Source organism: Burkholderia sp. MSMB1588 (assembly GCF_001546925.1).
Taxonomy (GTDB): domain Bacteria; phylum Pseudomonadota; class Gammaproteobacteria; order Burkholderiales; family Burkholderiaceae; genus Burkholderia; species Burkholderia humptydooensis.
Map to the genome: position 1 here is coordinate 78,208 of NZ_LNJS01000001.1, position 24,910 is coordinate 103,117.

General features: G+C 70.0%; 24 protein-coding genes. 7 read left to right on the top strand and 17 right to left on the bottom strand.

Going from position 1 to position 24,910, the window contains the following annotated elements:
* Positions 1 to 33 precede the first annotated feature (33 nt).
* The 5 genes from fliJ to fliF are packed head-to-tail and all read right to left on the bottom strand — an operon-like array spanning position 34 to position 5,514.
* On the bottom strand, positions 34 to 486 hold the full coding sequence (gene fliJ / locus WS92_RS12090; protein ID WP_059930624.1) for a flagellar export protein FliJ: 453 nt from the start codon (positions 484 to 486) through the stop codon (positions 34 to 36).
* A gap of 5 nt (positions 487 to 491) precedes the next feature.
* Positions 492 to 2,063 (bottom strand): flagellar protein export ATPase FliI, encoded by a 1,572-nt coding sequence (gene fliI / locus WS92_RS12095; protein ID WP_059930622.1) that lies wholly within the window; start codon positions 2,061 to 2,063, stop codon positions 492 to 494.
* Positions 2,057 to 2,740 carry a flagellar assembly protein FliH gene (gene fliH / locus WS92_RS12100; RefSeq protein ID WP_015601037.1) on the bottom strand — a complete coding sequence of 228 codons (684 nt, stop codon included), beginning with the start codon at positions 2,738 to 2,740 and terminating at the stop codon, positions 2,057 to 2,059. Before fliH ends, fliI begins: the two co-directional genes overlap by 7 nt.
* Entirely contained in the window at positions 2,733 to 3,728 is a 996-nt protein-coding gene (fliG, locus tag WS92_RS12105; protein WP_009911003.1) for a flagellar motor switch protein FliG, read from the bottom strand. Before fliG ends, fliH begins: the two co-directional genes overlap by 8 nt.
* On the bottom strand, positions 3,718 to 5,514 hold the full coding sequence (gene fliF, locus WS92_RS12110; protein WP_006024169.1) for a flagellar basal-body MS-ring/collar protein FliF: 1,797 nt from the start codon (positions 5,512 to 5,514) through the stop codon (positions 3,718 to 3,720). The genes fliG and fliF overlap by 11 nt, the downstream gene beginning before the upstream one ends.
* Positions 5,515 to 5,762: 248 nt before the next feature.
* Between fliF and fliE the strand changes: the two genes are divergently transcribed.
* The 6 genes from fliE to WS92_RS12140 all read left to right on the top strand — a co-directional run bounded on the left by fliE (position 5,763) and on the right by WS92_RS12140 (position 9,968).
* Positions 5,763 to 6,107 carry a flagellar hook-basal body complex protein FliE gene (fliE, locus tag WS92_RS12115; RefSeq protein WP_015600580.1) on the top strand — a complete coding sequence of 115 codons (345 nt, stop codon included), beginning with the start codon at positions 5,763 to 5,765 and terminating at the stop codon, positions 6,105 to 6,107.
* Between the two features lie 132 nt (positions 6,108 to 6,239).
* Positions 6,240 to 6,674: a flagellar export chaperone FliS gene (gene fliS / locus WS92_RS12120; RefSeq protein ID WP_009911010.1), complete on the top strand. Its 435-nt coding sequence runs from the start codon at positions 6,240 to 6,242 to the stop codon at positions 6,672 to 6,674.
* Positions 6,671 to 6,997, top strand: a complete 327-nt coding sequence (locus tag WS92_RS12125) for a flagellar protein FliT (protein ID WP_006024172.1) — start codon at positions 6,671 to 6,673, stop codon at positions 6,995 to 6,997. The genes fliS and WS92_RS12125 overlap by 4 nt, the downstream gene beginning before the upstream one ends.
* Positions 6,998 to 7,106: 109 nt before the next feature.
* Positions 7,107 to 8,579, top strand: coding sequence for a flagellar hook-length control protein FliK (locus tag WS92_RS12130; RefSeq protein WP_059930620.1), 1,473 nt, complete (start codon positions 7,107 to 7,109; stop codon positions 8,577 to 8,579).
* A complete protein-coding gene (locus WS92_RS12135) occupies positions 8,576 to 8,902 on the top strand; it encodes an EscU/YscU/HrcU family type III secretion system export apparatus switch protein (RefSeq protein WP_006024174.1) in 327 nt (108 codons plus the stop codon). Before WS92_RS12130 ends, WS92_RS12135 begins: the two co-directional genes overlap by 4 nt.
* Before the next feature lie 346 nt (positions 8,903 to 9,248).
* Entirely contained in the window at positions 9,249 to 9,968 is a 720-nt protein-coding gene (locus WS92_RS12140) for a PepSY-associated TM helix domain-containing protein (protein ID WP_059930618.1), read from the top strand.
* Positions 9,969 to 10,058: 90 nt separating this feature from the next.
* Here the strand turns inward: WS92_RS12140 and WS92_RS12145 are convergent, their stop codons facing one another.
* The 5 genes from WS92_RS12145 to ugpC all read right to left on the bottom strand — a co-directional run bounded on the left by WS92_RS12145 (position 10,059) and on the right by ugpC (position 16,410).
* Positions 10,059 to 10,910 carry a carbohydrate ABC transporter permease gene (locus WS92_RS12145; RefSeq protein WP_015601769.1) on the bottom strand — a complete coding sequence of 284 codons (852 nt, stop codon included), beginning with the start codon at positions 10,908 to 10,910 and terminating at the stop codon, positions 10,059 to 10,061.
* Positions 10,911 to 10,919: 9 nt separating this feature from the next.
* Complete coding sequence (locus tag WS92_RS12150; protein ID WP_141668096.1) at positions 10,920 to 11,795, bottom strand: carbohydrate ABC transporter permease; 876 nt, start codon at positions 11,793 to 11,795, stop codon at positions 10,920 to 10,922.
* A 161-nt stretch (positions 11,796 to 11,956) separates the two neighbouring features.
* Positions 11,957 to 13,216, bottom strand: a complete 1,260-nt coding sequence (locus WS92_RS12155) for an ABC transporter substrate-binding protein (RefSeq protein ID WP_059930616.1) — start codon at positions 13,214 to 13,216, stop codon at positions 11,957 to 11,959.
* A 62-nt stretch (positions 13,217 to 13,278) separates the two neighbouring features.
* On the bottom strand, positions 13,279 to 15,261 hold the full coding sequence (locus WS92_RS12160) for a beta-galactosidase (RefSeq protein ID WP_059930614.1): 1,983 nt from the start codon (positions 15,259 to 15,261) through the stop codon (positions 13,279 to 13,281).
* Between the two features lie 9 nt (positions 15,262 to 15,270).
* Positions 15,271 to 16,410 carry an ABC transporter ATP-binding protein gene (ugpC, locus tag WS92_RS12165; RefSeq protein WP_059930613.1) on the bottom strand — a complete coding sequence of 380 codons (1,140 nt, stop codon included), beginning with the start codon at positions 16,408 to 16,410 and terminating at the stop codon, positions 15,271 to 15,273.
* Between the two features lie 207 nt (positions 16,411 to 16,617).
* On the opposite strand from ugpC, the gene WS92_RS12170 reads away from it, so the two are divergent.
* The gene (locus WS92_RS12170) at positions 16,618 to 17,676 is read left to right on the top strand and encodes a LacI family DNA-binding transcriptional regulator (protein WP_059930610.1); all 1,059 of its coding nucleotides are present in this window, start codon (positions 16,618 to 16,620) and stop codon (positions 17,674 to 17,676) included.
* A gap of 48 nt (positions 17,677 to 17,724) precedes the next feature.
* Here WS92_RS12170 and WS92_RS12175 read toward each other — a convergent pair whose 3' ends face one another.
* The 7 genes from WS92_RS12175 to WS92_RS12205 all read right to left on the bottom strand — a co-directional run bounded on the left by WS92_RS12175 (position 17,725) and on the right by WS92_RS12205 (position 24,906).
* Complete coding sequence (locus WS92_RS12175; protein WP_059930608.1) at positions 17,725 to 18,750, bottom strand: XdhC family protein; 1,026 nt, start codon at positions 18,748 to 18,750, stop codon at positions 17,725 to 17,727.
* 164 nt (positions 18,751 to 18,914) lie between these two features.
* Positions 18,915 to 20,306 (bottom strand): branched-chain amino acid transporter BcaP, encoded by a 1,392-nt coding sequence (locus WS92_RS12180; protein WP_006024183.1) that lies wholly within the window; start codon positions 20,304 to 20,306, stop codon positions 18,915 to 18,917.
* A 187-nt stretch (positions 20,307 to 20,493) separates the two neighbouring features.
* Positions 20,494 to 21,150 (bottom strand): response regulator transcription factor RqpR, encoded by a 657-nt coding sequence (rqpR, locus tag WS92_RS12185; protein WP_059930673.1) that lies wholly within the window; start codon positions 21,148 to 21,150, stop codon positions 20,494 to 20,496.
* Positions 21,147 to 21,989, bottom strand: coding sequence for a sensor histidine kinase (locus tag WS92_RS12190; RefSeq protein ID WP_059930607.1), 843 nt, complete (start codon positions 21,987 to 21,989; stop codon positions 21,147 to 21,149). The genes rqpR and WS92_RS12190 overlap by 4 nt, the downstream gene beginning before the upstream one ends.
* 404 nt (positions 21,990 to 22,393) lie before the next feature.
* A complete protein-coding gene (locus WS92_RS12195) occupies positions 22,394 to 23,164 on the bottom strand; it encodes a ferredoxin--NADP reductase (protein ID WP_006024186.1) in 771 nt (256 codons plus the stop codon).
* A 214-nt stretch (positions 23,165 to 23,378) separates the two neighbouring features.
* Positions 23,379 to 24,032: a LysE family translocator gene (locus WS92_RS12200; protein WP_059930605.1), complete on the bottom strand. Its 654-nt coding sequence runs from the start codon at positions 24,030 to 24,032 to the stop codon at positions 23,379 to 23,381.
* Positions 24,033 to 24,093: 61 nt separating this feature from the next.
* Positions 24,094 to 24,906: an endonuclease/exonuclease/phosphatase family protein gene (locus WS92_RS12205; RefSeq protein WP_009911022.1), complete on the bottom strand. Its 813-nt coding sequence runs from the start codon at positions 24,904 to 24,906 to the stop codon at positions 24,094 to 24,096.
* Positions 24,907 to 24,910: the final 4 nt, after the last annotated feature.

The window sequence follows — 24,910 nt, forward strand, 5'->3', positions numbered from 1 at the left end:
GCGGATCTCGTGTTCGGGTTCGATGGAGGGCGCTTACTTCGCCGCGTCCGCGCGCATGCGCAGCGCCTTGGCCGCATGCTCGTCGGCGTCGCGCTGCTCGCGCTTCGCGGCGCGTTGCGCTTCCTGGCGCGCGCCGCGCGCCTGCAGGATCTCGTACGAGCCGAGCGTGCGCTTTTTCGCCTGCCACTCGGGGCGCGCCGTGTCGATGCGCGTCTGCGCGGCGGCGAGCACGCGCCGCTGCTGCTCGATCGCCGCGTCGAGCGTGTCGAGGAACGCCTGGAAGTTGCGCCAGTTGCCGGCGGGCATCCCCGATTGCGCGGACTCGGCGAAGCGCACGCGATACTCGTCGCGATAGCGCACGAGCGCGTCGAGCTGCGCCTGCGCGTCGGTGCGCTCGCGCTGCGCGCGCCCGAGCTGCTTCGTCGCGGCGTCGAGTTCGTCCTGCGCGCGGTCGAGCAGGAGCTGGAGCGGAAACGTTTGGGCCATGACGATCAGCCTCCTTCGGATTCGAACAGCGCATCGAGCGCGGCGAGGCTCGGCGCGTATGGCGCGCATTCGCGAAAGCCCTGCTGCAGGAACGATTCGATGCGCGGGTACAGCGCGATTGCGCGGTCGAGCTGCGCGTCGCGCCCCGGCGCATATGCGCCCACCGCGATCAGATCGCGATTGCGCTGGTAGCGCGACAGCATCTGCTTGAACTGGCGCACGCGCTCGAGGTGCGCGTCGTCGATCAGCGCGGTCATCGCGCGGCTGATCGACGCTTCGATGTCGATGGCCGGGTAGTGGCCGGCTTCCGCGAGCGAGCGCGACAGCACGATGTGGCCGTCGAGAATCGCGCGCGCGGAATCGGCGATCGGGTCCTGCTGGTCGTCGCCTTCGGTGAGCACCGTGTAGAACGCGGTGATCGAGCCGCCGCCTTCGGGGCCGTTGCCGGTGCGCTCGACGAGCGCTGGCAGCTTCGCGAACACCGACGGCGGATAGCCTTTCGTCGCGGGCGGCTCGCCGATCGCGAGCGCGATCTCGCGCTGCGCCATCGCGTAGCGCGTGAGCGAATCCATCAGCAGCAGCACGTGCTTGCCCTGATCGCGGAAGTATTCGGCGAGCGTCGTCGCGTATGCGGCGCCCTGCATCCGCAACAGCGGCGACACGTCGGCGGGCGCCGCGACGACGACGGAGCGCGCGAGCCCGTCCTCGCCGAGGATCTGCTCGATGAATTCCTTCACTTCCCGGCCCCGCTCGCCGATCAGGCCGATCACGATCACCTCGGCGCTCGTGTAGCGCGCCATCGTGCCGAGCAGCACCGACTTGCCGACGCCCGAGCCCGCGAAGAGGCCCATCCGCTGGCCGCGGCCGACGGTCAGCAGCCCGTTGATCGCGCGCACGCCGACGTCGAGCACGTGATGGATCGGCTCGCGATCGAGCGGGTTGATCGAAGGCGCGGTGAGCGGCGCGTCGACCTTCGACGCGAGCGGCCCGAGATTGTCGAGCGGGCGGCCCGACGCGTCGACGACGCGCCCGAGCATCTCCCAGCCGACGGGCAGGCGCTTCGCGCCCGCGAGCGGATCGGCCACGGGCGCGCTTTCGAGCGGCCAGACACGCGCGCCGGGCAGCACGCCCGCGACCGCGGTGGTCGGCATCAGGAACAGGCGCTCGCCCGCGAAGCCGACGACCTCGGCTTGCGCATACGGCAGCGCGCTGCCCGCGGGCAGCTCGATCGTGCACTCGGCGCCGACCGACAGCCGCAGCCCGATCGCTTCGAGCACGAGGCCCGCCGCGCGAGTGAGGCGTCCGCACGGGCGCAGCGGCAGCGCGCGCGCGTTGCGCTCGCGGATGCCGTCGAGATGCGTGCGCCAGTGCGCGAGATGCGGATTCGCGAGCGCCGCGCGCGGGCTCGGCGTGCCCGTCGCGAGCGGGCGCGGGGGCGCGTGGTGATGGCCGCCGAAGCCGCCGTCGCGCGCGGCCGCGTCTTCGTGCTCGGGGCCGCGCGACGCGAGCGCGAGCTCGCGCTCGAGCGCGTCGAGTTCGTCGCGGCGGAGCGCGTCGCCGCAGGCGTCGTTCACCATGCGCTCACCTTGCCGAGCGCGGCCGCGACCCGCTCCCAGCGGGTCGTGAGCGTCGCGTCGATTTCGCCCGTCGACGCGTGCGCGCGGCAGCCGCCGCGCTCGACGCCAGCGTCGGTGCGCACGCTCCAGCCGAGCGTGTCGAGCTCGTCCTTCAGATACGCCTCGACGACGGGCAGATCCGCGGGATTCACGATCAGATGCGGCGCGCCGGCGAGCGCGGGCTCCGAGGCGAGCACCTCGCGCGCGGCCGCGATCAGCGCGGCCGGATCGTGCTGCACGTGCTGGCGCACGACCTGCTGCGCGATCTCGAGCGCGAGCGTCGCGATGTCGTCGGCGAGATCGCGCTCGACGCCCGCGAGCGCGTCGCGAAACGACGCGGCGAGCGCGGCGAGCTGCGCGCCGTGCGCGCGCGCTTCGACCTGGCCTTCGTCGAAGCCCTTCGCGCGCCCTTGTTCGTAGCCGGCCTGATAGCCGAGCGCCTGGCCTTCGACATGGCCGGCGGCGAGTCCTTCCGCGTGCGCGGCGTCGCGCACGCGCTGCAGTTCGGCGGCGAGCGCCGCCGCCGCCGCCGCGCCGCCGTCGTCGGGCGGAGGCGGCGGCGGGGGATCGAACGAAGCCATCTCCCACCGCTGGTACGCGGTGACGGGCTTGCCCGGCACGCTCGCGCGATCAGACATACGCGTCTTCCGCCTTGCCGCCGATCACGATCTGGCCGCTCTCGGCGAGGTTGCGCACCACCTGCAGGATCTTGCGCTGCTGCGTCTCGACTTCGGACACGCGCACCGGGCCGCGCGCGTCGAGATCCTCGGCGAGCAGCTCGGCCGCGCGCTGCGACATGTTCGACAGGAACTTCTGCCGCAGCGCGGGCGGCGCGCCCTTCAGCGCGACGATCAGCGCCTCCGATTCGACTTCCTTCAGCAGCAACTGGATCGCGCGGTCCTCGAGGTCGAGCAGGTTCTCGAACACGAACATCTGGTCGATGATCTTCTGCGCGAGATCGGGATCGTATTGCTTGACGTTTTCGAGCACCGCCTCTTCGTGCACGCTCGTCATGAAGTTCAGGATCTCGGCCGCGGTGCGGATGCCGCCCATCGGCGCGCGCTTCAGGTTGTCGCTGCCGGACAGGAGGCCCGTCAGCACGTCGTCGAGCTCGCGCAGCGCGGTCGGCTGAATGCCGTCGAGCGTCGCGATCCGCAGCAGCACGTCGTTGCGCAGCCGCTCGGTGAAGCACGACGCGATCTCGGACGCCTGGTCGCGGTCGAGGTGCACGAGAATCGTCGCGATGATCTGCGGATGCTCGTTCTTGATGAGCTCGGCCACGGCCGCCGAATCCATCCACTTGAGCCCTTCGATCCCGCTCGTGTCGCTGCCTTGCAGGATCCGGTCGATCAGCACGCCCGCTTTGTCCTCGCCGAGCGCCTTCGTCAGCACCGAGCGGATGTACTCGCTCGAATCGAGCGACAGCGCGGTGTGCTTTTCGGCTTCCTGAACGAAATCGTTGAGCACGTCCTCGACCTGCTCGCGCGTGACGTTCTTCAGCGCGGCCATCGCGGCGCCGATCTTCTGCACTTCGCGCGGCGCGAGGAATTTGAATACCTGCGCGGCCTCTTCCTCGCCGATCGACATCAGCAGGAGCGCGCTCTTGGTCAAGCCTTCAGCGTTCATCGGACACCCAGTTCTTCACGACGGTTGCGACGATCTTCGGGTCCTGGCGCGCGATCGTGCGCGCGTAGTCCAGGTTGCGTTCGTAGCGGTTCTTCTCGCTTTCGAAGGCGAGCAGGGCCGGATGCTCTTCGTCCTCCTCGACAAGCTGCTTCTTGTCGGGGCTCGGCAGGCCGTCGAGCGCGAGTGCGTCGTCCGGGCCGTCGAGCGCCGGCACGGCCGCCGCCACGGGCTGGGCGGGCGGCGGAAACGCGCGGCGCAGCGCCGGGCGCACGAACATGAAGTACAGCGCGGCCGCCGCCGCGGCGACGCCCAGCCACTTCGCGATGTCCTTGCCGAGCTCGATCATGTCGGGCTGGCGCCACCACGGCAGGTTCGCGAACGGGTCGGCCGCGGCCGAGAACGCGCTGTTGACGACGTTGACCGAATCGCCGCGCTTCTCGTCGTAGCCCATCGCGTCCTTCACGAGCTGCTGGACCTGCGCGAGCTTGTCCGCGGCGAGCGGCTGCATCGTCACGCGGCCCTTCGCGTCGGCGGCCGGCTGATAGTTGACGACGACCGCGACCGACAGCCGCTTGATCGTGCCCATCGATTGCTCGACGTGGCGCACGGTCTTGTCGAGCTCGTAGTTCGTCGTCGAATCCTTGCGGTCGCTGACGGGCGTCGCGGCCGGGCCGGCCGGCTGGCCGTTGCTCGCGACGATCGGCGCGGATGCGGGCTGCGGCGGCGTGTTCGACAGCGCGCCCGGCACGCCCGACGCGCCGCTTTGCGCGAGCTCGGTCGCGGTGCTCGTCTGCTGGCTGCGGATCGCGCTCTGCTGCGGCGTGCCGTTCGGCCCGTAGCTCTCCGAGGTCTGCTCGATCTTCGAGAAGTCGACGTCGGCGCTCACCTGTGCGCGCGCGTTGCCGGCGCCGAAGATCGGCGCGAGGATCGCGTCGATGCGCTTTTGCGTGTTGCGCTCGATCTGCTGCACGTACTTGAGCTGGCTCGCGTCGAGGCCGGTGGCGGACGCGGTCTGCGTGAGCAGGTTGCCGTCCTGGTCGACGATCGTCACGTTCTTCGCGGGCATGTCGGGCACGCTCGACGACACCATCCGCGTGACGGCGAGCACCTGCCCTTCGTCGAGCACGCGGCCCGGGTACAGATCGACGAGCACCGACGCCGACGGCGCCTCGCGGTCGCGCACGAACACCGACGGCTTCGGGATCGCGAGATGCACGCGCGCGGCGCGCACCGCGTTGATCGATTCGACCGTGCGCTGCAGCTCGCCCTCGAGCGCGCGCTGGTAGTTGACCTGCTCGGCGAACTGGCTGATGCCGAATTTCTGGTTGTCCATCAGCTCGAAGCCGACCGAGCCGCCCTTGGGCAGCCCCATCGCGGCGAGCTTCAGGCGCGTCTCGTGCACCTGGTTCGCGGGCACGAGGATCGCGCCGCCCGCGTCGGCGAACTTATAGGGAACGTTTGCCTGCTGGAGCGCGGTGATGATCGCGCCGCCGTCGCGGTCGGACAGGTTGCTGTACAGCACGCGATAGTCGGGCGCGCGGCTCCACAGCACGATCGCGACGATCGCGGCGATGGCGAGCGCCGCGCCGATCAGGAGCGGCAGCCGCGGATTGGTCCTCATCCGCGCGAGGCCCGGGATGCGTTCGGCGAAGCCGCCCAGGCCGAAATCCGCGCCGCCCGCCGCTGCGCCGGGCAGCGCGCCCGCCGCGGCCGCGGCTTGCGGCGGCGCGCCCGCGAGGCTCGAACGGGCGTCGGGGTTGATCAGCGAGTTGGCCTGCGAGTCCATGCGTCGAGTATCTCCACTGCGGGCTGAATGCCGGCTCGGCGGAGCAGGCGGACATTGACACGGTGCGATTATCCGCAGCGCGGCCAAGCGCGATCGGACGAATAGAGCCGGGTTTCGGCCGTACTTCTGCGGCTTTCGCCGTGGCGCGGCTGCTATGCTTTTTCGCAATCCGGCTCTCGCCACGCTCGCGGGAAGCCGGAGTTCCCCCCGCCGGGCCCGCGCGGCCCGGCTTCTTTTGCGGAGATCACATGGTTGCCCCCGTCAACGGCATCGCTTCGGCGCTGCAACAGATGCAGGCGATGGCCGCGCAGGCCGCGGGCGGCGCGGCAGGCCCGGCCACGGCGCTCGCCGGCTCCGGCGCGGCGACGGCCGGCTCGTTCGCGAGCGCGATGAAGGCCTCGCTCGACAAGATCAGCGGCGATCAGCAAAAGGCGCTCGGCGAGGCGCACGCGTTCGAGATCGGCGCGCAGAACGTGTCGCTCAACGACGTGATGGTCGACATGCAGAAGGCCAACATCGGCTTTCAGTTCGGGCTCCAGGTGCGCAACAAGTTAGTGAGCGCCTACAACGAGATCATGCAGATGTCCGTCTGACGGCGCCTGCCGGCGCTGCGTCATTTCGCTAAAGCTTTCGGGCTTCCTTACCGATAACGTCGATACAAGCCCGCGCCGTGCCGCGCACGGAGCGGTGGTATCGAATCGAATGCACCAAAGAGGAGCAACGCCATGTTTACCCCAGGCCACGCGGGAGCTAGTGCCTATGCGCGCGTCGGCGTCGAAACCGGGGTGATGGGCGCGTCTCCCCACCGGCTCATTGCGATGCTGTATCAGGGCGCGCGCCAGGCGATCGCGCATGCGCGGCTGCATTTGCAGCAGGGCAACGTCGCCGCGCGCGGCGAGGCGATCGGCAAGGCGATCCGCATCGTCGAGAGCGGTCTGCAGCAGTCGCTGAATCTGGAAGCCGGCGGCGACATCGCATCGCGCCTCGACGCGCTCTACGCGTATGTCTGCCGGCGTCTGCTGCAGGCGAACGCCGATGCGAGCGAGCCGATGCTGATCGAAGCCGATGGCCTGCTCGCGACGCTCGAGGACGCGTGGACGGGCATCGGCCCGGAAGTGGCCAGGATGAGCGCGCAAGCGGCAACGGAACAGTCGCGATGAATCGGAACGACGAATACTTTGCCCGTTACGAAGCGATCGCCGACGTGTCCGGGCGGATGCTCGTCGCGGCTCGCGATGCGGCATGGCACGCGATGGGCGGGCTTCAGGACGAATATCTGCGGCTCGTCGACGGGCTGAAGGAGGCCGAGCGGGGCGTCCTGCTCGACGAAGCCGAGCGCACCCGCAAGTTCGAGCTGATCCGCCGCATCCTCGCCGACGACGCCGCGATCCGCAATCTCGCGAGCCCCGAGGTCGCGCGGCTGTCCGCGTTCTTCCACGCGGGCCGCTCGACGCTCAAGGATCTGTACCGGGCGCGCGGCTAAAGGGCAGGGCGCGCCGCCGCCTTCTGGCGCGCCGGCTCGCGCGGACGAACGGCGCGCGTTCGTTGCCGCGGATGGCCCGGATTTCATTCGGCGCGCGTCAGGATTCACGATGACCGGTATCGACACCGCTGCCGCCGCCATCCTGGCGAGCCGCATCGACAGCCTTCTCGACGCGATCCAGCCCTCGGCGGGCGGCGCGGCGGCGGCGCAGGTCGGCACGTCCGGCACGCCGCCCGCGGCCGCGACACCGCCGCAGCCGGGTGCGGGCGGGCCGCCGCCTGCGTCCGCGCAGGCCGCGCTGTCCGAGGTCGGACTCACGCTCGACGCGATTTCCCGCTACGGCGGCGGCGCGACGCCCGCCGTCGTCGGCGCCGCGCCGCTGCTGCCCGCGGCGCCCGCTGCTTCCGCCGCTTTTGCCGCTTCCTCCGTGCGGGCGGCGCTGCTCGATCCGCTGCTCGTCACGCCCGACGCCCGCGCCGGCAATCCTGCGCCTTCCGCGGCGGAGGCGGGCGCGCCAGGCGCGCAGGCAGCTTTGGCGGCGTCGCCCGCCGCCGCGCTGAGCCTCGCGCTCGCGCAGGCTGTTGCTCAGAGCGGCCTTTTCTACGAGTCCCACCTCGCCCAATGGCTCGCCGGCCAGCGCACGACGGCCGAGCTCGCGCGCGAGCCGCAGGCGCGGCTCGCAAGCGGCGCTCCGCCGGGCGCGCTGGCCGGCCAAGCGGGCGATGCACTCGACGATGCGCTCGCCGATCTGCTCGCCGCGCGTCTGCCGCTGCCGGAGGGCGGCCGCGATGCGCCCGCGCAGGCGGGCGCGCGCGCGCTGGCACCGCCGGGGGGCGGCGCGGACGAAGGCGCGGCGGCGTCCGGCCGCGCGCCGGCGAACGCGGCGGCGCTCGCGCGTTCCGTCGATGCGTATGCGGTGCTCGCCGACGCCAACGGCAAGCCCGTCGGCGCGCCGGCCGCGCAGGCGGCGCTCGCGCGGCCCGGCATGCCGGCGGCGAGCGTCGACGCGTCGGCGCCGGTCGCGGCCTCGCTGCATGCGGCGACGCTGCCGATCGTGCGCCAGCAGCTCGATCTGCTCGCGACCGATCAGTTTCGCTGGATCGGCGAGGCGTGGCCGGGCGCGCGGCTCGACTGGACGATCGAGCCGGACGAGCAGCAAGGCCGCGAGCGGCCCGCGTCCGACGCGGATTTCCCGGATGCGCGCGGCTGGCGCACGCGCCTCACGCTCGCGCTGCCGTTGCTCGGCACGGTCGACGCGGAGCTCGTGCTGAACGGCGAGCAGCTTGCCGCACGGCTGCGCGCGAGCGAGGCGGGCGCGGCGCGGCTCGCGCCGCACGGCGAGGCGCTGCGCGCGCGTTTGCAGGCGCTCGGGCTGCAGGTGAGCGGCCTGTCGATCCGCGCGATCGACGGCGCGCCGGACGGCTTCGACACGGCGGCCGCGCGGGCGGCCGCCTCCGCGTATGCGCGCGCGGCGGCGGGTGGCGAAGCCGGGGCGGCGGGGATGGCCGGCGCGTCGGGCGCCGGGCGTCGTGAGCCGCCGTCGCAGGTCGGGGCCGGCGACGACTGGGAGCTCGCGCGATGAGCGGGCCGCAGCGCAAGCGCGCCGCGGTGCTCGCGTACGACGCGAAGGGCGGCGACACCGCGCCGCGCGTCGTGGCGAAGGGCTACGGGCTCGTCGCCGAGCGGATCATCGAGCGCGCGCGCGATGCCGGACTGTACGTGCACACCGCGCCGGAGATGGTGTCGCTGCTGATGCAGGTCGACCTCGACGCGCGGATTCCGCCGCAACTGTATCGTGCGGTCGCGGAACTGCTCGCGTGGCTGTACGCGCTCGAAAGCGGCGCGGGCGACAGCGGCGATGGCGGCGGCGCGCTGCCGGTTTTTCCGCCGCTGCCGAAGCGGTGAGTGCCTTGGCGCCGGACGTCGAGCGTGGGCGCGAGGTGTCCCGCGTGTGGCGGGCGTTTCGGGCTCGGCGCGCGTGACGCCGACCGGTCGCTTCGCGGGACTTGGGGGCGGTGAGGCGAGGAACGGGGGATCGATGGATCGCCGCATCACCGGATCGACAAGTCGAACGATCGACGAATGGCCCGACGGCTCCGCCTCGGAACCTTGCTGTTCGGCGAACCCCCATCCGGCGACATTGAGTCCGTCGCCATTTTATGTAATGATATCCATTCTCATTTAATTGATGCGGGCGGCGCGCGACTCGGTTGCGCGCCGCCCGATATTTTGTGCGAATGGAAGCCGAAGCGTGAACGCGCCCGAATCGATCGAAAAACACTCCGGCGTCGTGGTGCCGTATCCGGGCTCGCCGCGCAAGCTCGACGAATCCGCGCTGGCCGACCGCCGCCGCCGCTCGCGGCGCGCGACGTTCATCAAATGGCTGCGCAAGGTGCACGGCTGGGTCGGCCTGTGGGGCGCGGTGCTCGGCCTGCTGTTCGGCGTGACGGGCGTGCTCCTCAATCACCGCGCGCCGCCGCTCAAGATCTCGTCCGGCGAGCCGCAGGTCAGCCAGCTCCAGCTCGCGCTGCCGTCGCCCGCGCCCGCGACGCCTCACGCGATGGCCGCGTGGGTCCGGCGCCAGCTCGCGTTCGACGGCCGGCTCGGCCGCGTCCGCAAGGACCCCGCGCAGCCCGTCGCGTGGGGCGGCCGGCGCGTCGAGCAGCCCGAGCACTGGCAGTTCGGCCTCTTCGGGCCGCGCAGCAACGTGCAGGTCGAATACTGGAAAGGGAACGGCTACGTGTCGGTGAAGCGCACCGACAACGCGTTCCTCACGACGCTCAACAACCTGCATCGCGGCGTCGGCATGAACCTGTTCTGGGTGCTGCTGATGGATACGATCGCGGGATCGATGGTGCTGCTGTCGCTGACGGGCGTGCTGCTCTGGACCGAGCTCAACAAGCGGCGCACGGTCGGCGTCGTGCTCGTCGCCGGCTCGGTGGCCGCGGCGCTGGTGGCGGGCTTGTCCTGACGCGCGCGCCGCCGGCCGCCGCTTTCCGGGCGACGCGCGCGACGCGCGCTTTGCGGCGCCCCGAGCGCCCCGACGCGCGGATCGCGCAACTCACCCCTTCGTTGCGCCGAACGTGATTCCCGCGACGAAATTCCTCTGCATCGCGAAGAACATCGCGACCGACGGCAGCGCGGCGAGGATCGAGCCCGCCGACACGAGATTCCACGACGTCGTCCATTGCCCCTTCAGCGCCGCGACGCCCGCCGTGATCGGCGCCGCCTCGTCGCCCTGCGTGAGGCACAGCGCCCAGAAATAGTCGTTCCAGACGAACGTGAAGACGAGGATCGCGAGCGCGGCGAGCGCGGGCCGGATGAGCGGCAGCACGATGCGGCGAAACACGGTCCATTCGCCCGCGCCCTCGACGCGCGCGGCCTCGATCAGCTCGAACGGCAACTGCTTGATGAAGTTGCGCAGGAACAGCGTGCAGAAGCCCGTCTGGAATGCGACATGGAACAGGATCAGCGCCTCGACCGTGTTGAACACGCCGAGCCGCAGCGACAGATCGCGCACGGGGATCATCAGCACCTGCACCGGCACGAAGTTGCCCGCGACGAACGTGCCGAACAGCGCGGTGTTGCCGCGAAAGCGATAGGTCGCGAGCGCGTGGCCCGCCATTGCCGCGAGCGCGATCGAGCCGAGCACCGAAGGCACCGTGATCTGCACGCTGTTCCAGAAGTAATGGAGCATCGGCGAGCCCGTCAGCGCGTCGCGGTAGTTCTCGATCATCGAGAAGCGCTTCGGCCAGCCCCAGTAGCGGCCTTCCTGGAGCTCCTCGGTCGAGCGGACCGACGTGATGAGCACCGCGATCATCGGCAGCAGCCAGACGACGAGTGCGACGGGCAGCGACAGCCTGTACAGATTGCGCGAGACGGGCTTCCATTGCTGGACCGGCATCGGAAACATGGCGGCACCTCACTGTTCGTTGCGCAGCATGCGGCGCAGTTGGAAGACGATGTAGACGAGCATGATCGCGAACAGCACGACGGCGATCGATGCGGAATAGCCGAGGCGGTAATACTTGATCGCCTGGTCGTACATGTAATACGCGAGCACCGTCGAGCTCTCGAACGGGCCGCCGCCCGTCATCACCGAGATCAGGTCGAAGCTGCGCAGCGCGCCGATCACGGTGACGACGAGCGCCATGAAGGTCGTCGGCCGCAGTTGCGGCAGCACGACGTGCCAGAACAGCGTGAAGCCGCGCGCGCCCTCCATCCGCGCGGCCTCGATCTGCTCGGCGTTGAGCGCCGTGAGGCCGGTCAGGTAGAGGATCATGCAGTACGCGGTCTGCGGCCACAGTGCGGCGAGCACGATGCCGAACGTCGCATAGCGCGCGTCGCCGAGCACGGGCACGCCGTGTCCGACGACAAGCGCGAGCAGGCCGAAGGTCGGATCGTAGAACCACGAGAAGATCAGCCCGACGACGACGCCCGACAGCACGAACGGCGCGAAGCAAAGCGATTTGACGAGCCGGATGCCGCCGACCGCCTGGTTCAGGTACAGCGCGAACGCGAGGCCGAGCGGCGGCGCGAGCATGAAGAGCGCGAGCCAGATCACGTTGTTCTTCAGCGCGGTGTAGAACGTCGGCGCGTGCAGCAGCTCGACGTAGTTCGCGACACCGACGAAGGTGCGCGCCGTCATGCCGTCCCAGTTGTAGAGGCTCAGCCACATCGTCGACAGGATCGGCCAGATCACGTAGACGGCGACCATCGCGCAGGCGGGGGCGAGAAAGAGCCACGCGGCGCGCCGCTGCCCGCGCGCGGTGCGCGACGGCCGGCGCGCGGCCGGCATGGCCGGCACGGCGGATGCGATTGGCGCGACGGGCGCGCGAGGCCCGGCGTCCCGGCGCGATCGCGCGGCGGGGCGGGCGTCGACTCGGCGAGGCATGGTCGAACGGGTCACGGCGAACTCCTGAACCGGAAGGAAGGCGGCGGCGCGCGGCCGCCGCCGGCTTACTTCTTGTAGATTCGCTTGCGGGTCTGCTCGAGCTGCGCGAGCACGGCGTCGAGTTGCGCGGGACTGGCCATGAACTGCTGCATGCCCTTCATTCCTTCGTCGGCCATCTCCTTTGTCATGTCGCGATCGTAGAACTGCGCGACGCCGCCCTTCGTGTCCGAGAGAATCCGGAAGCCGATGCGCGAGATCGGATCGTCGGGTTCCGGCGACTTGCTGTTCGCCGACAGCGAGCCGAGCCCCTGCGCGAGCTTCGCGCCGATCTCCGGCGTCTCGACGAACGCGAGGAACGTGCGCGCGTCGGCCTTGTTCTTCGCCTTCGCCGGGATGTGCAGCGACTCGACCGGACCGTCCTCGGCGGTCGGCACCGACGCATCGATGATCGGAAACTGGAAGTAGCCCATTTGCGGCTTCACGTTCTGCGGAAAACCCGCCGCGATGAACGTGCCCATCAGCATCATCGCAGCCTTGCCCTGGAACAGGAACGGCTGCGCGCCGTCGAGATCGTAGGACAGCGCGTTGTCGATGAAGTAGCCGGCGTCGATCAGCGTCTTCCACGCCGTGTAGACCTTCTTCACGCGCGGGTCGGTGTACGGCACGTCGCCCGCCATGAGCCGCTGGTGGAACGCGTTGCCGTTGATCCGCAGATCGAGATAGTCGAACCAGCCGGCGAGCGTCCACGCGTCGCGGCCGCCGATCGCGATCGGCGTGATTCCCGCCGCCTTCAGCTTCTTGCATGCGGCGAGAAATTGATCCCAGGTCTTCGGCTCGTCGGCCACGCCGACCTTGCGCAGCAGGTCCTTCCGGTAGAAAAGGCCCCATGAGTAGTAGACGGTCGGCGCGGCGTACTGCTTGCCGTTGTACGACGACGCGTCTCGCGTCGACGCGTACATCGCGTTCCAGCCGTTCTTCGCCCAGTCGGCGCTCAGGTCCTCGAACAGGCCGCGCCGCGCGTAGTACGCCATCCGCTCGCCCGCGTGCCAGTTGACGATGTCGGGCGCGACTGTCGTGAGCCACGCGGGCAACTGCACCTTGTACGCTTCTTCGTCCACGAAGGTCGCTTTCACGTCGATGTCCGGGTGCGCCTTGTGGAACGCGTCGAATGTCGACTGCCATACCGCGCGCTGGCTCGCGCCCTTGAACGCGATGTTGACCGCGAGCGTGCCCGCGCGGGCGGGCGATGCGGCGCCGAACGACGCGGCCGCGACGGCGGCGGCCGCCGCGAGCCCGGCGACGAAGCGGATGGGGCGATGGTCCATGTATGTCTCCGATGTGGGTGTGGGTGAGCGGCGCCGCGCGGGCGCCGGTACGGCCGGCTCCGTCAGCCGCGATAGGCCGCGACGCCGCGCGGCTCGACCCGTGCCGCGCCGAGCACGAAGTCCGACGGCGGGATCGCGTCGATCGTGTACGGCGCGTTGCCGTAGTTGAAGACGTACGTGATGCCGCCGCGGCGGCTTACGCGGACGCTGTCGCCAAGCGGCACGGGCGCGAGCCCCGCCTCGGCGGCGACGTCGGCGAGGAGCCGCGCGGTCGTTCCTTCGTCGAAGAGGGCGGCCCAATAGTGCAGCCGGCCGTGCGCGACGCACGCCGGATGGCCGTCGGCGAAGCGGGCGCGCACGTCGCCGCGCGCGGCGTCGCGCAGCTCGACGAGATCGCGCCAGTGACGCGCGGCGCCCGAGAATGCGGTGCCGTCGCCGAGCGCGCCTTCGACGCGTTCGGCGACATTCGGCCGCAGCGACTCGGCGCGCCACACGCGGATCGGCACGATCGAGGCGAGCGGGCCGGGCGGCAGCGTCGGCGGGATCTGCAGGTCTCGCGTCTTCGAGCCGGTGCGCGGGCCGAGCACGACGTGCGCGCTCGACGCCGAGAGCCGGGCGGCGAAGTCATCGGGCACGACGGGCAGCGGCGGCACGACGATCAGCCGATAGCCGTCGAGCGGCGCGTCGGCCGGGATCACGTCGACGTCGAAGCCGAGCGCGCGCAGCGCCGAGTAGTATTCGAACGCGAAGCGCGGGTAGTGGAAGTCCGCGCCCTGCGGATGCACTTCGAACAGCCACTTCGCTTCGTAGTCGTAGATCAGCGCGACCGGCGCGCGCACGGCCGCGTCGGCCTGCGCGCCGGCGGCGTCGCGCAGCGCGGCGATCTCCTGCGCGACGAGCGCGGCTTCATGCCCGCCGACGTCGAGCACGTCGTCCGGCGTGTTCAGCCCGGCGTGCATCTGCTCCTGCGCGAACGGCGCTTGCCGCCAGCGGAAGTACGACACGCAGCCCGCGCCGTGCGCGAACGCTTCCCAGCTCCAGAGGCGCACCATGCCGGGCAGCGGCGCCGGATTCCATTGCGCCCAGTTGACGGGGCCGGGCTGCTGCTCCATCACCCAGAACGGCGCTTTCGACATCCCGCGATAGAGGTCGTGGTTGAACGATGCGAAATCCGGATGGCCCGTGCGCAGCCAGCGCGCCTTCAGCTCCGGCGCGAACCATTGCTCTTCGAGCGCGCCGAGCGGGTAGCTGTCCCATGCGGCGAAATCGAGATCGCGCGCGACCGCGTAGTGATCGAACTCGGTGAAGAGCTGCATGAAGTTGTGCGTGACGCCGCGCCCGGGCGAGTGCGCGCGGATCGCGTCGACCTGCATCCGGTGATAGCGCGCGAGTTCGTCCGACGCGAAGCGGCGATAGTCGAGGCGATGCGAAGGATGCGCTTCGGTCACGGTGCCGACCGGCGCGTCGATCTCGTCGAAGCGCCGATACTCCATGCTCCAGAACACCGTGCCCCACGCGCGGTTCAGCGCGTCGACGGTCCCGTAGCGCGCCTTCAGCCAGTCGCGAAAGCGCGCGAGCGCGGCGCTCGAGTAGCTGACGACCGTGTGGTGGCAGCCCATCTCGTTGTCGGTCTGCCAGTGGCGCACGGCCGGATGCCGGCCGTAGCGCCCGGCGACCGCCGTGCAGATCCGCTGCGAGGCTTCGTAGTACGCCGGCGACGAGAAATCGTAGTGGCGGCGCGAGCCGAACGCGCGCGGCCGGCCGTCGGCGCCGATCGCGAGGATGTCGGGATGGCGGTCGATCAGCCATTTCGGCGGCGTCGCGGTCGGCGTGCACATCACGACGTCGAGCCCCGCCGCGCCGAGCACGTCGATCGCGCGATCGAGCCAGCCCCAGTCGTATTCGCCGGGCTCGGGCTCGATGCGGCTCCACGCGAACTCGCCGATCCGCACCTGCTCGATGCCGAGCGCCTTCATCCGGCGGGCATCTTCCGCCCACATCGATTCGGGCCAGTGTTCCGGGTAGTAACAAACGCCGATGCGCATGCCGGGTCCTTATGCGTAGTGGGGAACGTCGGCGCACGCTGGCACCGCGCGGCCGTCTTCGGTGAAGAGATGGCAGGCGGCGGCGCTCGCCTGCAGCCGCACGCGATCGCCCGCGCGCATCCGCGCGTCGCCCGGCACCTTTGCGACGAGCGTCGCGCCGCCCGGCTCGTCGAGATGCACGTAGCTCAGCTCGCCGAGGTGCTCGACGAGTGCGACGTCGCGTGTGAGCGTCGCGCTCGCCTGGGCGTCGGCGAGCGCGAGATGCTCGGGGCGGATGCCGAGCGTCACCGCATCGCCGACGCGCAGCGCGGCGTCGCCTCGCGGCAGCGTCAGCGCTTCGCCGGTGGCGAGCGTGACGGTTGTGCGATGGGTGTCGCGGCCGGCGACGACGGCCGGCAGGAAGTTCATCCGCGGCGAGCCGATGAAGCCCGCGACGAACCGGCTGTTCGGCTGGTGATACAGCTCGAGCGGCGTGCCGACCTGCGCGATGCTGCCGGCGCGCGCGGTGTCGGCGCCCGCGTGCAGCAGCACGATCTTGTCGGCGAGCGTCATCGCCTCGGTCTGGTCGTGCGTCACGTAGACGACGCTCGCGTTCGCGAACTGCGCGTGCAGGCGCGCGATCTCGATGCGGGTCTGCACGCGCAGCGTCGCATCGAGGTTGGAGAGCGGCTCGTCGAACAGAAACACGCCCGGCTCGCGCACGATCGCGCGGCCGATCGCGACGCGCTGCCGCTGGCCGCCCGACAACGCTTTCGGCTTGCGCTCGAGCAGCGCGTCGAGCTGCAGGATGCGCGCGGCGTCGCGCACTTTCCTGTCGATCACGGGCTTCGGCGTGCGCGCGAGCTTCAGGCCGAACGCCATGTTTTCGTAGACCGTCATGTGCGGAAACAGCGCGTAGCTCTGGAACACCATCGCGACGCCGCGCTCGGCGGCGGGGACGTCGTCGACGCGCCGTCCGTCGATCAGCAGCTCGCCGTCGCTCGGGTCTTCGAGCCCGGCGATCATCCGCAGCAAGGTCGACTTGCCGCAGCCGGACGGACCGAGAAAGACGCAGAACTCGTGCGCGCCGATCTCCAGATCGACGTCGCGGATGACGGGCGCGCCGTCACCATAGGCTTTGCGCACGCGCCTCAATGAAATGCTCGCCATTGTCTCCACTCCATGTTCTGATGCATCGAGTATGATTAAGCGCTTAATCATCGGGCTCGAAAAACGACTGCGTATAACGCGTGCGATCGCGGTGGCGTCGCGCCCGTATCGTGCCCGTATCGCGGGCGACTCGATGTGCGACGATGGTGCGCCGGAAAAATCGGTGAATCAAATATTGAATCAGCTTCTCATATAGTGAGAGACGGGATGGCAACGCTGAACGAAGTCGCGCGGCGCGCGGGGGTGACGGCCGCAACCGTATCGAACGTGCTGCGCAATCGCGGGCGCGTCGGCGCCGATACGCGGGCGCGTGTGCTGGACGCGGTGCGCGCGCTCGGCTATCGGCCGCACCTCGCCGCTCGCGCGCTTGCCGAAGGGCGCGCGCCGACGGTCGCGCTGATGGTGTCGAGCATCGCGAATCCGTTCTATCCGGAGTTCGCGCTCGCGGTCGAGAAGGCGGTGCGGCGCAACGGGCAGTTCCTGATCGTCTGCAATACGAACGACAACCCGCCCGAAGGGCGTGCGTATCTCGACCAGATCGCCGGGACGATTTCCGAAGGCATTCTCGTGACGAACGCGAATCTGCATCTGCCGGACCTGCTCGACACGCAGCGGCGCGGCGTGCCCGTCGTGCTCTGCATGTGGGAGCGCCCCGACGCGCCGCCGCAAGCGCTGCCGTGCGTCGCCGTCGATTTCCGGCTCGCGGGACGGCTCGCGGCGCAGCATCTGATCGAGCTCGGGCATCGCGACGTCGGCGTGATCGTCGGCGGCCGCTCGGAGACCGGCGTGCACGCGGCGCGGTTCGACGGCTTCGCCGGCGCGATGCGCGAGCATGGGCTCGATGTCGCGGCCGTCGCGTGCGAGCCGGACACGATCGACGGCGGCGTGCACGCGGCGCGCCGGCTGCTCGACGCGAAGCCGCATCTGAGCGCGCTCTTCGCGACGAACGACCTGCCCGCGATCGGCGCGATGCACGCGGCGGCCGAGCGCGGCATGCGGGTGCCGGACGATCTGTCGATCGTCGGGATCACGAACATTCATCTGGCGAACGACGTGCGGCCGGCGCTCACGACCGTCGCGATTCCGATCGGCGAAGCGGCGGACCTGGCGGTCGAGCTGCTCAACGCGTTGCGCGAGGCGGGCGGCGAGGGCGAAGGCGCGCTGCCGGCCACGGCGCGCGTGCGGACGACTTCCGCGCCGAGATTGCTGATGCGCGGGACGACGGGCGTCGCGCGGCCCGCGCTGGGCGGGGCGCGCGGTCGCTGAGCGTCGCGGCGGCGACGGCGAGCATTCGATCGGGGCGCGGCCGCCGCACTAAATCCCGCAAGCCACGCCGCTGCTCGCCCCGATTTCCCGCGCCGCCTTCGCCCCTTCGACCTGCAGGATCGTCGGCAGCGACACGCCGTTCTTCGCCGCCGTCACCTCGGCGAGGATCGACACCGCGATCTCCGGCGGCGTCCGGCTGCCGATGTAGATGCCCGCCGGCCCGTGCAGCCGCGCGAGCTCCGCCGCGCTCAGATCGAATTCGCGCAGCCGCTCGCGCCGCGCCTGGCTGTTGCGCCGCGAGCCGAGCGCGCCGACGTAGAACGCCGGCGTCTTCAGTGCCTCCATCAGCGCGAGATCGTCGAGCTTCGGATCGTGCGTCAACGCGATCACCGCCGAGCGGCGGTCGAGCTGCATGTCGAGCACGGTGTCGTCGGGCATCGTCCGCACGACGCGCGTGCCCGGCACGTCCCACGCATCCGTGTACTCGTCGCGCGGATCGCAGACCGTCACCTGATAATCGAGCCCCGCCGCGATCTGGCACAGGTAGCGCGACAGTTGCCCCGCGCCGATCACGAGCATTCGATAGCGCGGCCCGTGGACCGTCACGAGGCGCGCGCCGTCGAAATGCAGCCCGTCGGTCGCGATCGCGCTCGCGAGCGTCGCCTCGCCCGTCGCGAGCTCGAGCGTGCGCGTGACGAGCCGGCCGTGCTCGACCGCGTCGCACAGCGCGGCGATGCCGCTCGCCGGCGCGAGCGGCTCGAGCACGAGCTCGATCGTGCCGCCGCACGGCAGGCCGAAGCGATGCGCCTCCTCGGCCGTCACGCCGTACTTGACCGCTTCGGGCCGCGTCCAGCTCGCGACGCCCGACGCCTGCACGCGCGCGATCAGATCGTCCTCGATGCAGCCGCCCGACACCGAACCGACGACGAGCCCGTCGTCGCGCACCGCGAGCATCGCGCCCTCGGGGCGCGGCGACGAACCCCAGGTCCGCACGACCGTGACGAGCAGCGCGCGACGGCCCTCGCCGAGCCAGCGTGCGCTCGTTCGCAGTACCTCGAGATCCACGCTTTCCATGATTCGCCCCTGCAGCTTTCCGGCCGGCGGGAGAGCCGGCCGCTCGATGGCGCGATTATGGCGCGTCCGACGAAAGCGTGCAGGAGGGCTTTCGCGCGCAAAAAAACGCTCCCGGAAGCCGGGAGCGTTTCGGGCGGAACGCGCGTGCGCGAGCCGGCGGCGCGTCAGCGCCGCGCGAGCTTCGAGCGGCTGCGCGAGTAGGCGAAGTACACGAAGAGGCCGAGCACGAGCCACGTCAGGAACGCGATCCACGTGACGGGCTGCAGGTTCAGCATCAGGAACAGGCACGCGGCGACCGCGAGGATCGGCACGAGCGGCACGCCCGGGCAGCGGAACGCGCGGGGCAGATCCGGGTGCGTGCGGCGCAGCACGAGCACCGCGATCGACACCATCGAGAACGCGGCGAGTGTGCCGATGTTGATCAGCTCGGCGAGCACGTTGAGCGGGATCAGCGCGGCGATCAGGCCGAAGAACAGGCCGACGAGCCAGGTCGTCAGGAACGGCGTCGCGAAGCGCGGGTGCACGCGCGACAGCGCGGCGGGCAGCAGGCCGTCGCGCGACATCGCGAAGATGATCCGGGTCTGGCCGTAGCTCATCACGAGGATCACGGTCAGCATGCCGATGACGGCGCCGAGATCGATGAAGCCCGCGACCCACTTCTCGCCCGCGACCTGCAGCGCGTACGAGATCGGGTGCGAGACGTTCGCGTACTGCGCCCACGGCACGATGCCCGTCGCGATCGCCGCGACCGCGACGTACAGGAACGCGCACACGCCGAGCGACGCGATGATGCCCACCGGCAGATCGCGCTTCGGATTCTTCACTTCCTCGGCGGCCGACGACACTGCGTCGAAGCCGATGAACGCGAAGAACATCACGGCCGCCGCGCCGAACACGCCGTTCCAGCCGTGCGGCATGAACGGCTTCCAGTTCGCGGGTGTCACGTGGAAGACGCCGACCGCGATCACGAGCAGCACGACGGCGACCTTGATGAACACCATGATGTTGTTCACGCGCGTCGATTCGCGGATGCCGATCGACAGCAGCGTCGTGATGACGAGCATCACGACGAACGCGGGCAGGTTGAAATACGTGACGACGCCCGGCAGCGCGCCCGGCGCGGCGGTGAGCGCCGTCGGCAGCGACACGCCGAAGCCCTGCAGCAGCGACTGCAGGTAGCCGGACCAGCCGACCGACACCGCGGACGCGGCGAGCCCGTACTCGAGCATCAGGTCCCAGCCGATGATCCACGCGACGAGCTCGCCGAGGGTTGCGTACGAATACGTGTAGATCGAGCCGGCGACGGGGATCGTCGACGCGAATTCGGCGTACGACAGCGCGGCGAGGCCGCACGCGAGCGCCGCGATCACGAACGACAGCATCAGCGCGGGGCCGGCCTGCACGGCGCCCGTGCCGGTCAGCACGAAGATGCCGGTGCCGATGATCGCGCCGATGCCGAGAAAGGTGAGGTCGACCGCGCCGAGCGCTTTCTTGAGGCCGGCCGCGTGCGCGCCGGCGATCATGCGGTCGACGTTTTTCTTGCGGAAGAGAGACATTGCGAGGGATTACCGGGCGGCGCGGGGCGCGCGCCGGACAAGTGGAAAATCCGCCATTTTAGCGGATATGGCGTGCTCGCCCGCGCCGGACGATGCGCGATCGTGACGCGGGGAGCAAAAAAATCGCTCAATGAAAACAATTGCTTGCATGCGGCGGCCGGGGCCGGGCCGCCGTCTTGTCACACGTTTACGCGCCGATCGCCGGGTTCATGTCGACGAGGCGGTTGCTCATCACGTAGAACGTGAGCTCCGCGTTGTTCGACAGCTTCATTTTCTCGAGCAGGCGCGTCCGATAGACGCTGACCGTCTTCACGGACAGCGACAGCGCGTGCGCGATGTCCGTGAGCCGCTTGCCCGAGGCGATCATGCAAAGCGTCTGGTACTCGCGGTCGGACAGTTTCTCGTGCGGCAGCGGCTCGTTCTCGAACGACACGTACTCGGCGAGCGCCTCGGCCATCGCCGGGCTCACGTACTTGCGGCCCGCGGCGACCTGGCTGATCGCCGACACCATCTGCGCGGCGTTCACGGTCTTCGACAGGTAGCCGGCCGCGCCCGCCTTCAGCGCGCGCACCGCGAACTGATCCTCGCGGTACATCGAGAACATCAGCACCGGCGCGCGCGGCAGCCTGCGCTTCAGGCGCTTGAGCACCTCGATGCCGTTGATGTCGGGCAGCGAGATGTCGAGCAGGATCACGTCGAACGCGCTTTTCTCGACGATCGCGAGCGCTTCGCTGCCGCAATCGGCTTCCGTGACTTCGCGCGCGATGCCGCGGTCGATCAGCAACTGGCGGATGCCTTGGCGGACGATCGCATGGTCGTCGACGAGCAGGATCTGCAGGCTCATCTCGCCTCCTGGCGCACCCTGCGCGCGGCGGCCGGCGCGCGCGCGGCGGCGAGCGCGCTCCATGCGAAGCGCGCGCGCAGCGCGGCGCCCGTGCCGCCCGCGCGCGCCGAAGCGAGCTCGAGCGTGCCGCCGAGCGCCTCGCAGCGCGCGCGCATGCTGCCGAGCCCGTAGCCGCCGCGGCGGCGCGCGGCCGCGATGCCCACGCCGTCGTCGGCGACGACGAGCGTCAGGTGCGTGTCGTCGACATCGAGCCGCACGTCGGCGGCCGACGCGCGCGCATGCTTGGCAACGTTTGCAAGTGCTTCCTGCGCGACGCGGAAGACGGCGAGCGCGCCGTCGGCGGACAACTGCGTGACGCGCGCGTCGGCCGCGCAGACGAAGCTCGTGCGCAGCCCGGTGCGCGCGCCGTGCGCGCCGATCCAGGCGGCGAGCGCGCCGACGAGCCCGGCTTCGAGCGCGGGCGTGCGCAGGCCGTCGATCAGGCGGCGATTCGCGGCCGTCGCGGCGTCGAGCGCCTGCTGCGCGAGCGCGAGCGCGCGCCGGCACGCGTCGGGCGCGCCGTCCGGCAGCCACGTTTCGACGTTCGCGAGCGCGAAGCGCGCGGCGGTGAGATCGGCGCCGAGGCCGTCGTGGAGTTCGCCCGCGAGATGGCGGCGCGCGGATTCGTCGGCGGCGACGAGCTCGGCGGACAACTGCGCGACGCGCGCGCCGAGCCGCTCGGCGGCGGGCGCGGGCGGGGCGGAGCGGGAAACGAAAGGAGTGCCGACCTCGCGGGCGAGGTCGCCCGACGACGAAGCGGAGGCGCTTGCAATCGACGGCGCAACGGACGGCGTATCCATGACTCTCCCTTTCTGTTCAGAAAGCTGTTCAGACACCTGCTGAAACGATGGCCGACCGGCGCGATTTGCCGGGGCGGCGTCAGCCACGTGGCGCGGAAACATTATTTACATCTTGTAACATTTAGTCTGGCACTGTAACAGCGCGTGGGACCGTTTTCACAGCGGCGCATGATATCGCAGAAAATATAGAAAAGGTCATACCAGACGGACATTTGAAGGCGATTGTCACGCGTCTGGATGTTCCCGATGTAGGACAAACACCGACAGACAAATGCCGCAAGCCAACGGGAACTTGTAACTATTTTGAGATGCAAATATGACATTTTGTAACCATGTTGCCAGGATTTGGCACAAAAAAACCGGAGCGCGAGGCTCCGGTTTTTGATGTCGATTAAGAATCGGGGTCAGTCGACGAACGCGCGCTCGATCACGTAGTGGCCAGGGGCGCTGTTCTTGCCTTCGACGAGGCCCGCCTTCTTCAGCAGCTCGGTCGTGTCCTTCAGCATCGCGGTGCTGCCGCACAGCATCACGCGGTCGTGCTCGGGCGAGAACGGCGGCACGTCCAGGTCCGCGAACAGCTTGCCGGACGCGATCAGATCGGTGATCCGGCCTTCGTTCTCGAACTCTTCGCGCGTGACGGTCGGGTAGTAGACGAGCTTCTCGCGGATCACCTCGCCAAGGTACTCGTGGCCCGGCAGGTCGTGCTTGATGTAGTCCATGTACGCGAGCTCGCCCTTCAGGCGGCACGTGTGCGTGAGGACCACCTTGTCGAAGCGCTCGTAGATGTCCGGATCGCGGATGATCGACATGAACGGCGCGAGGCCCGTGCCCGTCGACAGCAGCCACAGCGTCTTGCCGGGCAGCAGGTTGTCGGCGACGAGCGTGCCCGTCGGCTTCTTGCCGATCAGGACCGGGTCGCCGATCTTCAGGTGCTGCAGCCGCGACGTGAGCGGCCCGTTCTGCACCTTGATGCTGAAGAATTCGAGATGCTCCTCGTAGTTCGGGCTCACGATGCTGTAGGCGCGCGTGAGCGGCTTGCCGTCGACTTCCAGGCCGACCATCGTGAACTCGCCGTTGTTGAAGCGCAGGCCTTGGTCGCGGGTGCAGGTGAAGCTGAACAGCGTGTCGGTCCAGTGGTGGACGGACAGGACGGTAGCGGTGTCGAATTTGCTCATGGATTCGGAAACTGACGCGTATAACGGGCCCCAAAACGGGCCCAAACCGAGGGCGTCGGCCCGATCACGGATCGGCCGGCCGGCGCGTCGGACACGCGCCTTCTCGATCAAAAGACGATTGAGGAACTTGCCATTTTACCCTGCTTGGAGCAAGCGCGGGCTTGACCCCCGCGGCGCGCGCGGATTTGGCGCAGCGAATGCGCGCCGACGACCGTCATCGGTCGGCCGCGAGCTTCGCGCCGAGGCCGACGAGCGCCGCCCCGCACAGCGCGTCGAGCGGGCGCCGCACGCGCCGGTAGCCGCGCTGCGCGCGCGGGTTCGCGAACAGGTATGCGACGCTGCAATACCAGCCGCCCGACATCGCGCCGATCGTCAGCAGCGTCGCGCCGTTGAACCACAGCGGCACGTGCGCGGGCATCATCGCCGCGAACACGCTCGTCCAGAACGCGCACGATTTCGGGTTGGTCAGGCACGTGAAGAGCCCTGTCCGGTACGCGCGCAGGTAATCGCGCATCGCGGGCGGCGGCAGGGGGGCGCGGGCGTCGTCCGGGCGGTCGGCCGCCGGCGCCGGCTCGCGCCGCGCGCTCGCGCGCAGCAGCTTGAGGCCGAAATACACGAGATAGATCGCGCCGCCGATCCGGATCGCCTCGTACAGCCACGCGAGCTGGTGCAGCACGGCCGCGAGGCCGAGCATCGCGAGCGTCGCCCACGTGAGCGACGCGGTGCCGACGCCGAGCGCCGACACCGCGCCGAGGCCGCGGCGGCCCGAGAGCGACAACTGCGAGATCATGAAGACGTTCGGGCCCGGCGTGACGAGCGCGACGAGGTAGACGGCGGCGATTTGCAGCAGGATCGGCAACAGGTTCATGGCGGCGCGGGCTCGGCGGCGGGGGCAAGCCGTTAATGTAGCGCGCGCCGCGCCGCCGCGCTCACGGCGGGTCCAGCCGCAGCCGCGCGATGTACGGCAGATGGTCGGACAGCCATGCGGTCTCGTCGCCGGGCGCACGCCATTCGAGCGGCGTCATCCCGCGCACGAACATCTTGTCGAGCGCGAGCGCGGGCGAGAACGCCGGAAACGTGCGGCCCGGCTCGCCGAGCAGCGTCGCCACTTCCGACAGGCCGATCTCGCCGAAAAGCGGGATCGAATCGTTGCGCCAGTCGTTGAAGTCGCCCGCGAGCACGAGCGGCCCCGTGCTCGCGTTGCGCACGATCCAGTGCGCGATCCAGTGCATCTGCCGCAGTCGCGCGGCGCGCGTGAGCGCGAGGTGCGCGCACAGCAGCGTCACGGGCGCGCCGCCCGCGAGCGTCGCGCGCGCGACGAGCAGGCCGCGGCGCTCGAAGCGGTGCGCGGAGATGTCCCAGCGGCCGCCGAGATCGAGCGGGTGCGGCGAAAGGATCGCGTTGCCGTGCCGCCACGACGGCTTGAACACGTTTGGCCCGAGCGCGATCTGCCAGTCGAGCGCGCGCGCGATCTCGGTCGCCTGGCAGTGCCAGATGTCGTCGACGGGCTCCGCCATCGGCGTGCCGAAGCGGGACGCGAGCACCGGGCGCGGCATGCGCCGCGCCATCGCTTCCTGCAGGAAATAGATGTCCGCGTGCGTCGATTCCACCCAACTGCGCATCGCGTCCCACGCGGTGAAGCCGAGCGGCGAGCGCCCCTTGTGCAGATTCCAACTGACCGCCGTGATCTCGTTGGCGGCGGGCAGCGGCTCGGCGAGCAGCACGGTTTCGGGGACGTGCATGGCC

Excerpts from the sequence above, each read along its gene's own strand:
- fliH (WP_015601037.1), bottom strand. The coding sequence starts at position 2,740 with ATGTCTGATCGCGCGAGCGTGCCGGGCAAGCCCGTCACCGCGTACCAG.
- fliF (WP_006024169.1), bottom strand. The coding sequence starts at position 5,514 with ATGGACTCGCAGGCCAACTCGCTGATCAACCCCGACGCCCGTTCGAGC.
- WS92_RS12190 (WP_059930607.1), bottom strand. The coding sequence starts at position 21,989 with ATGGATACGCCGTCCGTTGCGCCGTCGATTGCAAGCGCCTCCGCTTCG.
- WS92_RS12155 (WP_059930616.1), bottom strand. The coding sequence starts at position 13,216 with ATGGACCATCGCCCCATCCGCTTCGTCGCCGGGCTCGCGGCGGCCGCC.
- WS92_RS12175 (WP_059930608.1), bottom strand. The coding sequence starts at position 18,750 with ATGGAAAGCGTGGATCTCGAGGTACTGCGAACGAGCGCACGCTGGCTC.
- fliE (WP_015600580.1), top strand. The coding sequence starts at position 5,763 with ATGGTTGCCCCCGTCAACGGCATCGCTTCGGCGCTGCAACAGATGCAG.
- rqpR (WP_059930673.1), bottom strand. The coding sequence starts at position 21,150 with ATGAGCCTGCAGATCCTGCTCGTCGACGACCATGCGATCGTCCGCCAA.
- WS92_RS12180 (WP_006024183.1), bottom strand. The coding sequence starts at position 20,306 with ATGTCTCTCTTCCGCAAGAAAAACGTCGACCGCATGATCGCCGGCGCG.
- WS92_RS12135 (WP_006024174.1), top strand. The coding sequence starts at position 8,576 with ATGAGCGGGCCGCAGCGCAAGCGCGCCGCGGTGCTCGCGTACGACGCG.
- fliJ (WP_059930624.1), bottom strand. The coding sequence starts at position 486 with ATGGCCCAAACGTTTCCGCTCCAGCTCCTGCTCGACCGCGCGCAGGAC.
- fliS (WP_009911010.1), top strand. The coding sequence starts at position 6,240 with ATGTTTACCCCAGGCCACGCGGGAGCTAGTGCCTATGCGCGCGTCGGC.
- WS92_RS12200 (WP_059930605.1), bottom strand. The coding sequence starts at position 24,032 with ATGAACCTGTTGCCGATCCTGCTGCAAATCGCCGCCGTCTACCTCGTC.
- fliG (WP_009911003.1), bottom strand. The coding sequence starts at position 3,728 with ATGAACGCTGAAGGCTTGACCAAGAGCGCGCTCCTGCTGATGTCGATC.
- WS92_RS12150 (WP_141668096.1), bottom strand. The coding sequence starts at position 11,795 with ATGCCGGCCGCGCGCCGGCCGTCGCGCACCGCGCGCGGGCAGCGGCGC.
- WS92_RS12195 (WP_006024186.1), bottom strand. The coding sequence starts at position 23,164 with ATGAGCAAATTCGACACCGCTACCGTCCTGTCCGTCCACCACTGGACC.
- WS92_RS12170 (WP_059930610.1), top strand. The coding sequence starts at position 16,618 with ATGGCAACGCTGAACGAAGTCGCGCGGCGCGCGGGGGTGACGGCCGCA.
- WS92_RS12205 (WP_009911022.1), bottom strand. The coding sequence starts at position 24,906 with ATGCACGTCCCCGAAACCGTGCTGCTCGCCGAGCCGCTGCCCGCCGCC.
- WS92_RS12130 (WP_059930620.1), top strand. The coding sequence starts at position 7,107 with ATGACCGGTATCGACACCGCTGCCGCCGCCATCCTGGCGAGCCGCATC.
- WS92_RS12145 (WP_015601769.1), bottom strand. The coding sequence starts at position 10,910 with ATGTTTCCGATGCCGGTCCAGCAATGGAAGCCCGTCTCGCGCAATCTG.
- fliI (WP_059930622.1), bottom strand. The coding sequence starts at position 2,063 with ATGGTGAACGACGCCTGCGGCGACGCGCTCCGCCGCGACGAACTCGAC.
- WS92_RS12125 (WP_006024172.1), top strand. The coding sequence starts at position 6,671 with ATGAATCGGAACGACGAATACTTTGCCCGTTACGAAGCGATCGCCGAC.
- ugpC (WP_059930613.1), bottom strand. The coding sequence starts at position 16,410 with ATGGCGAGCATTTCATTGAGGCGCGTGCGCAAAGCCTATGGTGACGGC.
- WS92_RS12160 (WP_059930614.1), bottom strand. The coding sequence starts at position 15,261 with ATGCGCATCGGCGTTTGTTACTACCCGGAACACTGGCCCGAATCGATG.